Below are 15,886 nucleotides of genomic sequence, written 5' to 3' on the forward strand. Positions count from 1 at the left end.
GGTAGCCGCCAAGCAATTGGCCCAAGAGATTGGCAAGGCAGCCGGAAAAACAGATAGGGGCAGCTGCCGAGGCCGCCCGTTGGTGCAAGGCGAGCCGCGGCGAGGTTCGTCCCGAGTTTATAGCTAAGGAGCGACGATGGCCCAGACCCAGACTTTCAATGGCCGCAGACGCGTACGCAAGTTCTTCGGAAAGATCCCGGAAGTTGCGGAGATGCCGAACCTCATCGAGGTCCAGAAGGCATCCTATGACCAGTTCCTGATGGTGGACGAGCCCAAGGGCGGCCGTCCGGACGAGGGACTGCAGGCCGTTTTCAAGTCGGTCTTCCCGATCTCCGACTTTTCCGGCTCCTCGATGCTGGAGTTCGTGAAGTACGAGTTCGAGGCACCGAAATTCGACGTTGACGAGTGCCGTCAACGCGACCTGACCTATGCCGCGCCGCTCAAGGTGACGCTGCGCCTCATCGTGTTCGATATCGACGAGGATACCGGCGCCAAGTCGATCAAGGACATCAAGGAGCAGGACGTCTACATGGGCGACATGCCGCTCATGACGTCGAACGGCACCTTCATCGTCAACGGCACCGAGCGCGTCATCGTCTCGCAGATGCACCGCTCGCCGGGCGTTTTCTTCGACCATGACAAGGGCAAGTCGCACTCGTCGGGCAAGCTTCTGTTTGCCGCGCGCGTCATTCCCTATCGCGGCTCGTGGCTCGACATCGAGTTCGATAGCAAGGACGTCGTGCACGCCCGCATCGACCGTCGCCGCAAGATTCCCGTGACGTCGCTGCTGATGGCGCTCGGCATGGATGGCGAGGAGATCCTGTCGACCTTCTACAACAAGATCACCTACAAGCGCGCCGGCGACCACTGGCGCATTCCGTTCAACGTCGAGCGTTTCCGCGGTCTCAAGGCCGTCGGCGACCTGGTCGATGCCGACACCGGCGAGATCGTGGTCGAACAAGGCAAGAAGATCACCGCCCGCCAGGCTCGCCAGCTCGGCGAGAAGGGTCTCAAGGCCATCAAGGCGACTGACGAGGATCTGCTCGGCAACTACCTTGCCGAGGACATCGTCAACTATGCTACCGGCGAGATCTTCCTCGAGGCCGGCGACGAGATCGACGACAAGACGCTGAAGGTGCTGCTCGGCACCGGCGAGGACGAGATCCAGATCCTGGACATCGACCACGTCAATGTCGGCGCCTACATCCGCAACACGCTCAACGTCGACAAGAACGAGAGCCGCCAGGACGCGCTGTTCGACATTTACCGCGTCATGCGCCCGGGCGAGCCGCCGACGCTTGAGACCGCCGAAGCCATGTTCAACTCGCTGTTCTTCGACAGCGAGCGCTACGACTTGTCGGCCGTCGGCCGTGTCAAGATGAACATGCGCCTCGAGCTCAAGGCCGAGGACACCGTGCGTGTGCTGCGCAAGGAAGACATCCTGGCCGTGGTCAAGACGCTGGTCGAGCTGCGCGACGGCAAGGGCGAGATCGACGACATCGACAATCTCGGCAACCGCCGCGTGCGTTCGGTTGGCGAGCTGATGGAGAACCAGTACCGCGTCGGCCTGCTGCGCATGGAGCGCGCGATCAAGGAACGCATGTCCTCGATCGAGATCGACACGGTCATGCCGCAGGACCTGATCAACGCCAAGCCGGCGGCTGCCGCCGTGCGCGAGTTCTTCGGTTCCTCGCAGCTGTCGCAGTTCATGGACCAGACCAACCCGCTGTCGGAGATCACCCACAAGCGTCGCCTTTCGGCGCTTGGACCGGGCGGTCTGACCCGCGAGCGCGCCGGCTTCGAGGTGCGCGACGTGCACCCGACGCATTACGGCCGCATCTGCCCGATCGAGACGCCGGAAGGCCCGAATATCGGTCTGATCAACTCGCTGGCCACCTTCGCGCGTGTCAACAAGTACGGCTTCATCGAAAGCCCGTACCGCAAGATCGTGAGCGGCAAGCTGACCAACGAGGTCGTCTACCTGTCGGCGATGGAAGAGGCCAAGCACTATGTCGCGCAGGCCAACGCCGAGCTCGACAAGCACGGCAGCTTCGTCGACGAGTTCGTCATTTGCCGTAACGCCGGCGAAGTGATGATGGCGCCGCGCGAAAACGTCGACCTGATGGACGTTTCGCCGAAGCAGATGGTGTCTGTCGCGGCAGCGCTCATCCCGTTCCTCGAGAACGACGACGCCAACCGCGCGCTGATGGGCTCGAACATGCAGCGTCAGGCCGTGCCGCTGGTGCGCGCCGAAGCGCCGTTCGTCGGCACCGGCATGGAGCCGGTCGTCGCCCGTGACTCGGGCGCCGCCATCGGTGCTCGTCGCGGCGGCGTGGTCGACCAGGTCGACGCGACCCGTATCGTCATCCGCGCCACGGAAGATCTCGATCCCGGCAAGTCCGGCGTCGATATCTACCGGCTGATGAAGTTCCAGCGTTCGAACCAGAACACCTGCATCAACCAGCGTCCGCTGGTGCGCATGGGTGACCGCGTCAACAAGGGCGACATCATTGCCGACGGTCCGTCGACCGAGCTCGGCGATCTGGCGCTCGGCCGCAACGTGCTGGTCGCGTTCATGCCGTGGAACGGCTACAACTACGAGGACTCGATCCTGCTCTCCGAGCGCATCGTGGCCGATGACGTCTTCACCTCGATCCACATCGAGGAGTTCGAGGTCATGGCGCGCGACACCAAGCTTGGGCCGGAGGAAATCACGCGCGACATTCCGAACGTTTCGGAAGAGGCGCTGAAGAACCTCGACGAGGCCGGCATCGTCTATATCGGTGCCGAGGTGCAGCCGGGCGACATCCTGGTCGGCAAGATCACGCCGAAGGGCGAAAGCCCGATGACGCCGGAAGAGAAGCTTCTGCGCGCCATCTTCGGCGAAAAGGCCTCGGACGTCCGCGACACCTCCATGCGCATGCCTCCGGGCACCTTCGGCACGGTCGTCGAAGTGCGCGTCTTCAACCGCCACGGCGTGGAGAAGGACGAGCGCGCGATGGCGATCGAGCGCGAGGAGATCGAGCGTCTGGCCAAGGACCGCGACGACGAGCAGGCGATCCTCGACCGCAACGTCTATGCGCGTCTTTCCGACGTGCTGGTCGGGAAGGAAGCGATCGCCGGGCCGAAGGGCTTCAAGAAGGGCTCGAAGCTGTCGAAGGACACGCTCGACGAGTATCCGCGTTCGCAGTGGTGGCAGTTCGCCGTGGAGAACGAGAAGCTCCAGGGCGAACTCGAGGCTCTGCGCGGCCAGTACGACGAGTCCAAGAAGGCGCTCGAGCAGCGCTTCATGGACAAGGTCGAGAAGGTGCAGCGCGGCGATGAAATGCCTCCGGGCGTCATGAAGATGGTCAAGGTCTTCGTGGCGGTGAAGCGCAAGATGCAGCCGGGCGACAAGATGGCCGGCCGTCACGGCAACAAGGGCGTCGTGTCGCGCATCGTTCCGGTCGAGGATATGCCTTTCCTCGAGGACGGCACGCATGCCGATATCGTGCTCAACCCGCTGGGTGTGCCGAGCCGCATGAATGTCGGCCAGATCCTGGAAACGCACCTGGGCTGGGCTTGCGCCGGCATGGGCAGGAAGATCGGCGAGCTGATCGACGCGTATAAGGGTGGCGGCGACATCAAGCCGCTGCGCAAGACGCTGGAAAGCTTCATGCCTGCCAACGACCGTAACGAGCCGATCCGCGAGTATGACGACGAGAGCATCGTTCGCCTGAGCGAGCAGATGCGCCGCGGCGTCTCCATCGCGACTCCGGTGTTCGACGGCGCGCATGAGGCCGACATCAACACCATGCTGGAGCAGGCGGGCCTGCACACCAGCGGTCAGTCGCAGCTCTATGACGGCCGCACCGGCGAGCCGTTCGATCGCAAGGTGACGATGGGCTATATCTATATGCTCAAGCTGCATCACCTGGTGGACGACAAGATCCACGCGCGCTCGATCGGTCCGTACTCGCTCGTCACCCAGCAGCCGCTGGGCGGCAAGGCGCAGTTCGGCGGCCAGCGCTTCGGCGAAATGGAGGTCTGGGCGCTCGAAGCCTACGGCGCCGCCTACACGCTGCAGGAAATGCTGACGGTGAAGTCGGACGACGTCGCCGGCCGCACCAAGGTCTACGAGGCGATCGTGCGAGGCGATGACACGTTCGAGGCGGGCATTCCCGAGAGCTTCAACGTTCTCGTCAAGGAAATGCGCTCGCTGGGCCTCAATGTCGAGCTGGAGAATACCCAGGTCGAAGAGACCCCGACGCGTCTGCCCGACGCAGCCGAGTAATGGCTATGGCGCGCGCCGCGCTCTAAGCGCGGCGCGCCCTTCAAACTTTTCGGCCGGTTCGACCGGCCAGTCTGCGGACATTTCGTCCGCGATCGATGCAAGGGGTTATCGAGGACCCCGAAAAGGAGAACGGCATGAACCAAGAGGTCATGAATCTCTTCAACCCGCAGGCGCCTGCGCAGGTGTTCGATTCGATCCGGATCTCGCTTGCCAGCCCAGAGAAGATTCTGTCCTGGTCGTTCGGCGAGATCAAGAAGCCGGAGACCATCAACTACCGCACCTTCAAGCCGGAGCGTGACGGCCTGTTCTGCGCGCGCATTTTTGGTCCGATCAAGGACTATGAGTGCCTGTGCGGCAAGTACAAGCGCATGAAGTACAAGGGCGTCATCTGCGAAAAGTGCGGCGTCGAAGTCACGCTGTCGCGCGTCCGCCGCGAGCGTATGGGCCATATCGAGCTCGCCGCGCCCGTCGCCCATATCTGGTTCCTGAAGTCGCTGCCTTCGCGCATCGGCACGCTGCTCGACATGACGCTCAAGGACATCGAGCGCGTGCTCTACTTCGAGAACTACATCGTCACCGAGCCGGGCCTCACCGCGCTGAAGGAGAACCAGCTCCTCAGCGAGGAAGAGTACATGCTTGCCGTCGACGAGTACGGCGAGGACTCTTTCACCGCCATGATCGGCGCCGAGGCCATTCATGACCTCCTGGCCGGCATGGACCTGGAGAAGATCGCAGGCGATCTGCGTTCGGAGCTGGCTTCGACCACCTCCGAGCTCAAGCAGAAGAAGTACCTGAAGCGGCTCAAGGTCGTCGAGAACTTCATGGAATCCGGAAACCGTCCGGAATGGATGATCATGAAGGTGGTTCCGGTGATCCCGCCGGACCTGCGCCCGCTTGTCCCGCTGGACGGCGGCCGCTTCGCTACGTCGGACCTCAACGACCTCTACCGTCGCGTCATCAACCGCAACAACCGCCTGAAGCGGCTGATCGAGCTGCGCGCGCCCGGCATCATCGTGCGCAACGAAAAGCGCATGCTGCAGGAAGCCGTCGATGCACTCTTCGACAACGGCCGTCGCGGCCGCGTCATCACCGGCGCCAACAAGCGTCCGCTGAAGTCGCTGTCCGACATGCTGAAGGGCAAGCAGGGCCGGTTCCGCCAGAACCTGCTCGGCAAGCGCGTCGACTATTCCGGCCGCTCGGTCATCGTGACCGGTCCGGAGCTCAAGCTGCATCAGTGCGGCCTGCCGAAAAAGATGGCCCTCGAGCTCTTCAAGCCCTTCATCTACGCCCGCCTCGACGCCAAGGGTTTCTCCTCGACCGTCAAGCAGGCGAAGAAGCTGGTCGAGAAGGAGCGTCCGGAGGTTTGGGATATCCTCGACGAGGTCATCCGCGAGCATCCGGTGCTGTTGAACCGCGCGCCGACGCTGCACCGCCTCGGCATCCAGGCGTTCGAGCCGATCCTGATCGAAGGCAAGGCGATTCAGCTGCACCCGCTGGTCTGCACCGCCTTCAACGCCGACTTCGACGGCGACCAGATGGCGGTCCACGTGCCGCTGTCCCTGGAAGCGCAGCTTGAAGCCCGCGTGCTGATGATGTCGACCAACAACATCCTGCACCCGGCCTCCGGCGCGCCGATCATCGTGCCGTCGCAGGACATGGTTCTCGGTCTCTACTATCTCTCGATCGTCAACCAGAACGAGCCGGGCGAAGGCATGGTGTTTGCCGACATGGGCGAACTCCAGCATGCGCTGGAGACCAAGGCCGTCACCCTGCACGCCAAGATCAAGGGCCGCTTCCGCACGGTAGATGCCGAAGGCAAGGTCGTGTCGAAGATCTACGACACCACGCCTGGCCGCATGATCATCGGCGAACTTCTGCCGAAGAACGTCAACGTGCCGTATGAGACCGCCAACCAGGAGATGACGAAGAAGAACATCTCCAAGATGATCGACACCGTCTACCGCCACTGCGGTCAGAAAGAGACGGTCATCTTCTGCGACCGCATCATGGCGCTCGGCTTTGCGCATGCCTGCCGTGCCGGCATCTCGTTCGGCAAGGACGACATGCTGATCCCGGACTCCAAGCTGAAGCTTGTTTCCGACACCGAGGCTTTGGCCAAGGAATACGAGCAGCAGTACAATGACGGCCTGATCACGCAGGGCGAGAAGTACAACAAGGTCGTCGACGCCTGGGCCAAGTGCTCGGAAAAGGTCGCCGACGAGATGATGGCGCGCATCAAGGCGGTGGAATTCGAGGACAACGGCCGTCAGAAGCCGATGAACTCGATCTACATGATGTCGCATTCGGGTGCGCGCGGTTCGCCCACCCAGATGCGTCAGCTTGCCGGCATGCGTGGCCTGATGGCCAAGCCGTCGGGTGAAATCATCGAGACGCCGATCATCTCGAACTTCAAGGAAGGCCTCACCGTGCTCGAGTATTTCAACTCGACCCACGGCGCCCGCAAGGGTCTGGCCGACACCGCCTTGAAGACGGCGAACTCGGGTTACCTCACCCGCCGTCTGGTCGACGTGGCGCAGGACTGCATCGTCAACTCCGTGGATTGCGGCACCGACAAGGGCCTCACCATGCAGCCGATCGTCGATGCCGGTCAGGTCGTCGCTTCGGTCGGCCAGCGCGTGCTGGGCCGCACCGCGCTCGACGACATCAACCATCCGGTCTCCGGCGAGTTGCTGGTCAAGGCCGGCACGCTGATGGATGAGCGCGATGTGGAGCAGATCGAAAAGGCCGGCGTGCAGTCGATCCGCATCCGCTCGGCGCTGACCTGCGAGGTCAGGACCGGCGTGTGCGCCGTCTGCTACGGACGCGATCTGGCGCGCGGTACCCCCGTGAACCAGGGCGAGGCCGTCGGCGTCATCGCGGCGCAGTCGATCGGCGAACCGGGCACCCAGCTCACCATGCGTACCTTCCACATGGGCGGCACGGCGCAGGTGGTGGATAGTTCGTTCCTTGAAGCCTCGTATGAGGGCAAGGTGCAGATCCGCAACCGCAACGTGGTGCGCAACTCGGAAGGCCAGCAGATGGTCATGGGCCGCAACATGGCGGTGCTCATCCTCGATGAGACCGGCAAGGAGCGCGCCACGCACCGCGTCGCCTATGGTTCGCGTATCTTCGTGGACGATGGCGACAAGGTGAAGCGCGGCCAGCGCATCGCCGAGTGGGATCCCTATACCCGCCCGATCCTCACCGAAATCGAGGGTCGCGTGGCGTTCGAGGATCTGGTCGACGGCATCTCCGTGCAGGAAACGGCCGACGAGTCGACCGGCATCACCAAGCGTGAGGTCATCGACTGGCGTTCGACGCCGCGTGGCAGCGACCTGAAGCCCGCGATCGTCATCCAGGACGCCAAGGGCAAGGTCGGCAAGCTGTCGAAGGGCGGCGATGCGCGCTTCCTGCTCTCGGTAGAGGCCATCCTCTCGGTCGAGCCGGGCGCCCATGTGAAGCCTGGCGACGTGCTGGCGCGTATCCCGATGGAAAGCGCCAAGACCAAGGACATCACCGGCGGTCTGCCGCGCGTTGCGGAACTGTTCGAGGCTCGCCGTCCGAAGGATCACGCCATCATCGCCGAGATCGATGGCACGATCCGCTTCGGCCGCGACTACAAGAACAAGCGCCGCATCATCATCGAACCGCATGACTCGACGTTGGAGCCGGTGGAGTACCTGATCCCGAAGGGCAAGCCGTTCCATCTTCAGGACGGCGACGTCATCGAGAAGGGCGACTACATCCTCGATGGCAATCCGGCGCCGCACGACATCCTGGCGATCAAGGGCGTGGAGGCGCTTGCCTCTTACCTCGTCAACGAGATCCAGGAAGTCTACCGTCTGCAGGGCGTGTCGATCAACGACAAGCACATCGAGGTGATCGTTCGCCAGATGCTGCAGAAGGTCGAGATCACCGTCCAGGGCGACTCGACCTACATCCCGGGCGACCACGTCGACGTGATCGAACTGGAAGAGGTCAACGAGCGCCTGATCGAGGACGGCAAGAAGCCGGCCGAAGGTCAGCCGGTGCTGCTCGGCATCACCAAGGCCTCGCTGCAGACGCCGTCCTTCATCTCGGCTGCTTCCTTCCAGGAGACCACCAGGGTGCTCACCGAGGCTGCGGTTGCCGGCAAGACCGACATGCTGCAGGGCCTGAAGGAGAACGTCATCGTCGGCCGTCTGATCCCGGCCGGCACGGGCGGCACGATGAGCCAGATCCGTCGCATCGCCACCGCGCGCGACGAGCTCATCATCGACGAGCGCCGCAAGGCCTCCGGTGTCGAGGTCGCCGACCCGATGCTGACCGATATGGTCAACGCCGCGCAGTGAGCGGTGTGATATGAGAAACGACAAGAAGGGGCCCACGTGGCCCCTTTTTTCATTTCAGAGCATGATCCCGAAAAGTGGGCGCCGGTTTTCGGAAAAGATCGTGCTCCAACAAAAAGACCAGATCAGGATGGCGGCCCTAGAGCTGTCGTCCTGATCTAACTTCACGAACGAGGAAGAGCTATGAGCAGCAGGACCTGGACGGCTGTGGACGACTATATCGTTTCCTCTCTTTTCGAAGCGGATCCCGTTCTGGATGCGGTGCTCAAGGCCAACCGCGATCAGGGCCTGCCGGCGATCGACGTGTCGGCTGCGCAGGGCAAGCTGTTGTCGTTGCTGGTGCGCATCCGCGGCGCAAAAAAGGTGCTGGAGGTCGGCACGCTCGGCGGCTACTCGACCATCTGGATGGCGAGGGGATTGCCGGCGGACGGCAACGTCGTGACGCTGGAGCTCGATCCGCACCACGCCAAGGTCGCACGTTCGAATTTCGAGCGGGCAGGGGTTTCCGACAAGATCGACCTGCGCGTGGGGCCTGCGCTGCAGTCTCTTGCCGCGCTGGCTGACGAAGGTGCCGGTCCGTTCGACCTGATCTTCATCGATGCCGACAAGCCGAACAACCCGAACTATCTGACCTGGGCCATGAAGCTGTCGCGCCCAGGAACCGTCGTCGTCTGCGACAACGTCATCCGCGACGGCGCGGTCGTGAAAAAAGACAGCGGCGACGCCAATGTCGAAGGCGCCCGCGCCGCGTTTTCGTTCATCGGCGGCGAGAAGCGTCTGGACGGCACGGCCATCCAGACGGTCGGCGCCAAGGGTTATGACGGCTTCGCCATCGCGATCGTTGAGTAAGGTGCCGTTCGCCTCGACGTTTTGGCGCTGCCTCAGTCGAAGAACGCCTCGACCACGTTGCGCTTGCCCAGCATGAAGGCATCGGCGACGTGCTGTAGCGGCGCGAGGTCGACATCGGAAGTTCCGGCGCGAACGATCTCCGCGAAGTGCCTGTAAAGCATCGGGTATTCGGCTTCCGGCTCGTCGTGGACGATCTTGCCGTCGACGGCGAGTTTCGCGCCGCCGCCCGACAGCACCATCTTGCCCTTGTCGGTTTCAGCCAGGATGTCCCAGCTCTGCGGGCCGGTCTGCAGCCAATCGAGCTCCATCGTCACCGGCAAGCCGTTGGAGGTGCGGAAGGCCACATGCGCCGCGACCGGTGCCGCGCGATTCTCGGGAAAATCGAGCATGGCCGAGGTGATGAACATGGGCGGCAGGATATGGGTTGCGATCGACAGCGCGTTGATCCCGGGATCGAACACACCGAAGCCGCCCGGTTCCCAGATCCATTCCTGGTTTGGGTGCCAGCGGCGCACGTCTTCCTTCCAGTTGATGGCGGCCGAAGTCAGTCTGGCCGACGCGAGGAAAGCGCGAGCGGCCTCCACCGCCGGCGCATAGCGCGAGTGCCAGCTGGCGAAGAGCGAGACACCGTTCTTTTCGGCCAGCGCCTTGAGGTGCTCGACCTCGCTCACCGTCGCGCCCGGCGGCTTTTCGAGGAAGACATGCTTCTTCGCTTCCAGCGCGGTGCGCGCGGCGTCGTAGCGGAACTGCGGCGGCATGCAGAGCGAGACCGCCTCGAGGCCAGGTTCGGCCGCAAGCATCGCCTCGATGTTGGGGTAGTTCGCAATACCGTCGACCTTGCCGTGGCGGCTGGCCGCTGCTGTTAGTTGGTAGTTGCCATCCTTCGCGACCGCCGGCAGGTGCTGGTCGCGGACGATCTTTCCCACGCCGACGATGCCGAGCTTGATTGCGTTGCTGGTCATGGAAGCTCCAAGGAATGAAAGGGATGTCTAGGCAGGACAGGTCTGTCCGGCGAGTCCGGCAAGTGTGACGCTGGCCGCGCTTTTCAGATCGGCTCTTCAAAGGTGACGATCGAAACCTCGCCCTCCAGCGCACCCTGATAGGCCGACAGATGCGGCTCGTCGTCGGGTTCGCCCTCCATGTCGCCGATCTGGTCGAGCTCGGCCTCGGCGTAACCTTCGGCCGCAAGCGATTCGAGGGCGCGGCGCACGGCAGAATCATCGTCGGGCGCCACCAGCATCACATGCACGCCCTCCGGCTTGCCGCCTTTCTTCTTCCAGACCCGTCCGGTGATCACGGTGACCGGGCGCTCTTCATTGTCGTTCACGGGCTGATTCCTCGTTTTCCCGGAGATTGTCCGGTTCGAGCCGCCTTTTGGCACGAAGCCGGGATGCAGGACAGCGCAAAGCCGGTCACTTTCTTCCTCGCTCTTGAAAAAAGACGCAAGAAAATTACATGCGTTTTTCGCATGGCTGCCCAGCCTCCAGTTGGGCGCAATATTTGCCTCGCCGGGGTTGACGGACCCTGGGGTTGCGAGTAGAAGCCGCGACGTCAGAACCGATGTGAGGCTCTCCTGTCCGAAGCGACACGCTTTGGAGTTTGCCTCAAACAGGGTTCGTTTTACGAGCGAAAAGACATTTCCGGCGCGCATGAAGCGGCTTCCGCTTCCTCTGCAATTTGTTCGGGCAGGACCGCGAGGCGCGGTGTGTTGCCCGAATTTGCGTATGGGAATGACGCTTTGAGCGGCCCTGACAGGGCAGACACGGAATTGAGAGACAAGAGGGTTTAATGCCTACCGTCAACCAGCTGATCCGCAAGCCGCGCCTGGCGCCGGTGAAGCGCAACAAGGTCCCGGCCATGCAGCAGAACCCGCAGAAGCGGGGAGTCTGCACGCGCGTCTACACCACGACGCCGAAGAAGCCGAACTCGGCGCTGCGCAAGGTGGCCAAGATTCGCCTGACCAACGGTTTTGAAGTGATCGGCTACATCCCCGGTGAAGGCCACAACCTTCAGGAACACTCGGTGGTCATGATCCGCGGCGGCCGCGTCAAGGATCTGCCGGGCGTCCGCTACCACATCATCCGTGGCGTGCTCGACACGCAGGGTGTGAAGAACCGCAAGCAGCGTCGTTCGAAATACGGCGCCAAGCGTCCGAAGTAAGGGTTTCCCATGTCCCGTCGTCACAGTGCAGAAAAGCGTGAGATCAATCCGGACCCCAAGTTCGGCGATCTGATCGTCACCAAGTTCATGAACGCCGTCATGTATGACGGCAAGAAGTCGGTTGCCGAGACCATCGTCTACGGCGCGCTGGACCAGGTCCAGGCCAAGACCAAGCAGGAGCCGGTCACCGTCTTCCATCAGGCGCTCGACAATGTCGCGCCGCATGTGGAAGTGCGCTCGCGTCGCGTCGGCGGCGCCACCTACCAGGTTCCGGTCGATGTGCGCCCCGAGCGCCGCCAGGCGCTGGCCATCCGCTGGCTGATCGCCGCCGCGCGCAACCGCAACGAGACCACCATGGTCGACCGCCTTTCGGGCGAGCTGATGGACGCGGCCAACAACCGCGGCACGGCCGTGAAGAAGCGTGAAGACACCCACAAGATGGCGGAAGCCAACCGCGCCTTCGCGCACTACCGCTGGTAAAGCGCGAACGAGACTGAGAGGCACCTCCCATGGCCCGCGAATACAAGATCGAAGACTACCGCAATTTCGGTATCATGGCGCATATCGACGCCGGCAAGACGACGACGACCGAGCGCGTCCTGTATTACACGGGCAAGTCGCATAAGATCGGCGAAGTCCATGACGGCGCTGCCACCATGGACTGGATGGAGCAGGAGCAGGAACGCGGCATCACCATCACCTCGGCCGCGACCACGACCTTCTGGAAAGGTCGCGACGGCAAGATGCGCCGCTTCAACATCATCGACACCCCCGGACACGTCGACTTCACCATCGAAGTCGAGCGTTCGCTGCGCGTGCTCGACGGTGCCATCGCGCTGCTCGACGCCAATGCCGGCGTGGAGCCGCAGACCGAGACCGTGTGGCGCCAGGCTGACAAGTACCACGTGCCGCGCATGATCTTCTGCAACAAGATGGACAAGATCGGCGCCGACTTCTACCGCTCCGAGGAAATGATCGGTTCGCGCCTCGGTGCGCAGGCTGTTGTCATGCAGTTGCCGATCGGCGCCGAGACCGAGTTCAAGGGCGTTGTCGACCTCGTCGAGATGAACGCGCTTGTCTGGCGCGATGAAACGCTCGGCGCTGCCTGGGACGTCGTCGAGATCCCGGCCGACCTCAAGGCGAAGGCCGAGCAGTACCGCGAGAAGATGATCGAAGCCGCCGTCGAGATGGACGAGACCGCGCTCGAGAACTACCTCGAAGGCAAGATGCCGTCGAATGACGAGATCCGCGCGCTGATCCGCAAGGGCACCATCGCGGTCAAGTTCTTCCCGATGTTCTGCGGCTCGGCCTTCAAGAACAAGGGCGTGCAGCCGCTGCTCGACGCCGTCGTCGAATACCTGCCGTCGCCGATCGACGTGCCGGCCATCAAGGGCGTCGACGCCAAGACCGACGCCGAGATCGAGCGTCATGCCGATGACAACGAGCCGCTGTCGATGCTGGCGTTCAAGATCATGAACGACCCGTTCGTCGGCTCGCTGACCTTCGCCCGCATCTATTCGGGCAAGCTCGCCAAGGGCATCTCGGTCGACAACACCGTGAAGGGCAAGAAGGAGCGCATCGGCCGCATGCTGCAGATGCATGCAAATTCGCGCGCCGACGTTGAAGAAGCTTTTGCCGGCGACATCGTCGCCCTGGCAGGCCTCAAGGACACGACCACCGGCGACACGCTCTGCGATCCGCTGCACCCGGTCATCCTCGAGCGCATGGAATTCCCCGATCCGGTCATCCAGATCGCCATCGAGCCGAAGACCAAGAACGACCAGGAAAAGATGGGCCTCGCGCTGCATCGCCTGGCGGCTGAGGATCCGTCCTTCCGCGTCAAGACCGACGAGGAAAGCGGTCAGACCATCATCGCCGGCATGGGCGAGCTGCATCTCGACATCATCGTCGACCGCATGCGTCGCGAGTTCAAGGTCGAAGCCAATGTCGGCGCCCCGCAGGTGGCCTATCGCGAGACGATCACCCGCACGCACGAGCAGGATTACACGCACAAGAAGCAGACCGGCGGTACCGGTCAGTTCGCTCGCGTCAAGATCATCTTCGAGCCGAACACCGAGAGCGAAGAGTTCGTGTTCGAGTCCAAGATCGTCGGCGGTGCGGTTCCGAAGGAATACATCCCGGGTGTCGAGAAGGGCATCAACAGCGTCATGGGTTCCGGCCCGTTCGCCGGCTTCCCGATGATCGGTGTGAAGGCCACGCTGGTCGACGGCGCCTTCCACGACGTCGACTCCTCGGTGCTGGCGTTCGAAATCGCCTCCCGCGCCTGCTTCAAGGAAGCTGCGCCGCGTCTCGGCGTGCAGCTCTTGGAGCCGATCATGAAGGTCGAGGTCGTGACGCCGGAAGATTACGTCGGTGGCGTCATCGGCGACCTCAACGGCCGCCGTGGTCAGATCCAGGGCCAGGAAGCGCGCGGCGTTGCCGTCGTCATCAATGCGATGGTGCCGCTCGCGAACATGTTCAAGTACGTCGACAATCTGCGTTCGATGTCGCAGGGCCGCGCCCAGTACACGATGCAGTTCGACCACTACGAGCCGGTTCCGACCGCGGTCGCCCAGGAAGTTCAGAAGAAATACGCGTAACTCGAGCGGGTTGCACGAGACCTTAATTCAAGGCCCGCACGGGCAGGCAGGAATGGAGAGATCACATGGCAAAAGGTAAATTCGAGCGCACCAAGCCGCATGTGAACATTGGCACGATCGGTCACGTCGATCATGGCAAGACGTCGCTGACGGCGGCGATCACGAAGTATTTTGGCGAATACAAGCGCTATGACCAGATCGACGCGGCGCCGGAAGAGAAGGCGCGCGGCATCACGATCTCGACGGCGCACGTCGAGTATGAGACGGCCAACCGTCACTATGCCCATGTCGACTGCCCCGGCCACGCCGACTATGTGAAGAACATGATCACGGGTGCCGCGCAGATGGACGGCGCGATCCTGGTTGTTTCGGCCGCCGACGGCCCGATGCCGCAGACCCGCGAGCACATCCTGCTTGCCCGCCAGGTCGGCGTGCCCTCGATCGTTGTGTTCCTGAACAAGGTCGACCAGGTCGACGACGCCGAGCTTCTGGAGCTGGTCGAGCTTGAGGTTCGCGAGCTTCTGTCGAAGAACGAGTTCCCCGGCGACGACATTCCGATCGTCAAGGGTTCGGCGCTGGCTGCGTTGGAAGACAGCAACAAGACCATCGGCGAGGACGCCATCCGCGAGCTGATGGCTCAGGTCGACGCCTACATCCCGACGCCGGTTCGTCCGCTGGACAAGCCGTTCCTGATGCCGATCGAGGACGTGTTCTCGATCTCGGGCCGCGGCACGGTGGTGACCGGCCGCGTCGAGCGCGGCGTGGTCAAGGTCGGCGAGGAGCTGGAGATCGTCGGCATTCGTCCGACCACCAAGACGACCTGCACGGGCGTCGAGATGTTCCGCAAGCTGCTCGACCAGGGCCAGGCCGGCGACAACATCGGCGCGCTGCTGCGCGGCGTCGACCGTGAAGGTGTCGAGCGCGGCCAGGTTCTGGCCAAGCCCGGCACGGTGAAGCCGCACAAGAAGTTCGTGGCCGAAGCCTACATCCTGACCAAGGACGAGGGCGGCCGTCACACGCCGTTCTTCACCAACTACCGTCCGCAGTTCTACTTCCGCACGACGGACGTGACGGGCATCGTGACGCTGCCGGCCGGCACCGAGATGGTGATGCCTGGCGACAACATCACCGTCGACGTCGAGCTGATCGTGCCGATCGCGATGGAAGAGAAGCTGCGCTTCGCCATCCGTGAAGGCGGCCGCACCGTCGGTGCCGGCATCGTCGTCACCATCAAAGAGTAATTTGGACTGAAACCGATCTGTCGCGGGCGCGGGAGCTGCCCGCGCCGCGCCAGAACAAGGAATTGACGCATGAACGGACAGAATATCCGCATCCGCCTTAAGGCGTTTGACCACCGGGTGCTCGACGCCTCGACGCGCGAAATCGTGTCGACCGCCAAGCGCACCGGCGCCAACGTTCGCGGCCCCATTCCGCTGCCGACGCGGATCGAAAAATTCACGGTCAACCGGTCGCCCCACGTCGACAAGAAGAGCCGCGAGCAGTTCGAGATGCGCACGCACAAGCGTCTGCTCGACATCGTCGATCCGACCCCGCAGACGGTCGATGCTTTGATGAAGCTCGATCTGGCCGCCGGTGTCGACGTCGAGATCAAGCTCTAAGGGAATTGAGAGCGCGGTAAGGGGCGGTGCCCCTGGCCCGGAACTCTAAAGGAATTG

10 protein-coding genes are annotated in these 15,886 nt (G+C 63.0%); 8 read left to right on the forward strand and 2 right to left on the reverse strand.

Going from position 1 to position 15,886, the window contains the following annotated elements; translation table 11 throughout:
• The first annotated feature begins 136 nt into the window (after positions 1-136).
• The 3 genes from rpoB to WDX12_RS26350 all read left to right on the forward strand — a co-directional run bounded on the left by rpoB (position 137) and on the right by WDX12_RS26350 (position 9,450).
• The gene (gene rpoB, locus WDX12_RS26340; RefSeq protein ID WP_434722572.1) at positions 137-4,273 is read left to right on the forward strand and encodes a DNA-directed RNA polymerase subunit beta; all 4,137 of its coding nucleotides are present in this window, start codon (positions 137-139) and stop codon (positions 4,271-4,273) included.
• A gap of 134 nt (positions 4,274-4,407) precedes the next feature.
• On the forward strand, positions 4,408-8,604 hold the full coding sequence (rpoC, locus tag WDX12_RS26345) for a DNA-directed RNA polymerase subunit beta' (RefSeq protein WP_320297982.1): 4,197 nt from the start codon (positions 4,408-4,410) through the stop codon (positions 8,602-8,604).
• 180 nt (positions 8,605-8,784) lie between these two features.
• Positions 8,785-9,450 (forward strand): O-methyltransferase, encoded by a 666-nt coding sequence (locus WDX12_RS26350; protein ID WP_434722573.1) that lies wholly within the window; start codon positions 8,785-8,787, stop codon positions 9,448-9,450.
• Positions 9,451-9,482: 32 nt separating this feature from the next.
• Here the strand turns inward: WDX12_RS26350 and WDX12_RS26355 are convergent, their stop codons facing one another.
• Complete coding sequence (locus tag WDX12_RS26355) at positions 9,483-10,412, reverse strand: Gfo/Idh/MocA family protein (RefSeq protein WP_434722574.1); 930 nt, start codon at positions 10,410-10,412, stop codon at positions 9,483-9,485.
• 83 nt (positions 10,413-10,495) lie between these two features.
• The gene (locus WDX12_RS26360; RefSeq protein WP_320297979.1) at positions 10,496-10,777 is read right to left on the reverse strand and encodes a transcriptional regulator; all 282 of its coding nucleotides are present in this window, start codon (positions 10,775-10,777) and stop codon (positions 10,496-10,498) included.
• Between the two features lie 461 nt (positions 10,778-11,238).
• Here WDX12_RS26360 and rpsL point away from each other — a divergent pair, with 461 nt between their 5' ends.
• From rpsL to rpsJ, 5 genes are all read left to right on the forward strand, one after another.
• Positions 11,239-11,610 (forward strand): 30S ribosomal protein S12, encoded by a 372-nt coding sequence (gene rpsL / locus WDX12_RS26365; protein WP_006202128.1) that lies wholly within the window; start codon positions 11,239-11,241, stop codon positions 11,608-11,610.
• A gap of 9 nt (positions 11,611-11,619) precedes the next feature.
• Entirely contained in the window at positions 11,620-12,090 is a 471-nt protein-coding gene (gene rpsG, locus WDX12_RS26370; protein WP_027170372.1) for a 30S ribosomal protein S7, read from the forward strand.
• A gap of 29 nt (positions 12,091-12,119) precedes the next feature.
• On the forward strand, positions 12,120-14,210 hold the full coding sequence (gene fusA, locus WDX12_RS26375) for an elongation factor G (RefSeq protein ID WP_320297978.1): 2,091 nt from the start codon (positions 12,120-12,122) through the stop codon (positions 14,208-14,210).
• Between the two features lie 65 nt (positions 14,211-14,275).
• A complete protein-coding gene (gene tuf, locus WDX12_RS26380) occupies positions 14,276-15,451 on the forward strand; it encodes an elongation factor Tu (protein WP_095765516.1) in 1,176 nt (391 codons plus the stop codon).
• Between the two features lie 69 nt (positions 15,452-15,520).
• On the forward strand, positions 15,521-15,829 hold the full coding sequence (gene rpsJ, locus WDX12_RS26385) for a 30S ribosomal protein S10 (protein WP_006205468.1): 309 nt from the start codon (positions 15,521-15,523) through the stop codon (positions 15,827-15,829).
• Positions 15,830-15,886: the final 57 nt, after the last annotated feature.

It is taken from the genome of Mesorhizobium sp. RIZ17 (assembly GCF_051127865.1).
Classification (GTDB): Bacteria; Pseudomonadota; Alphaproteobacteria; order Rhizobiales; family Rhizobiaceae; genus Mesorhizobium; species Mesorhizobium humile.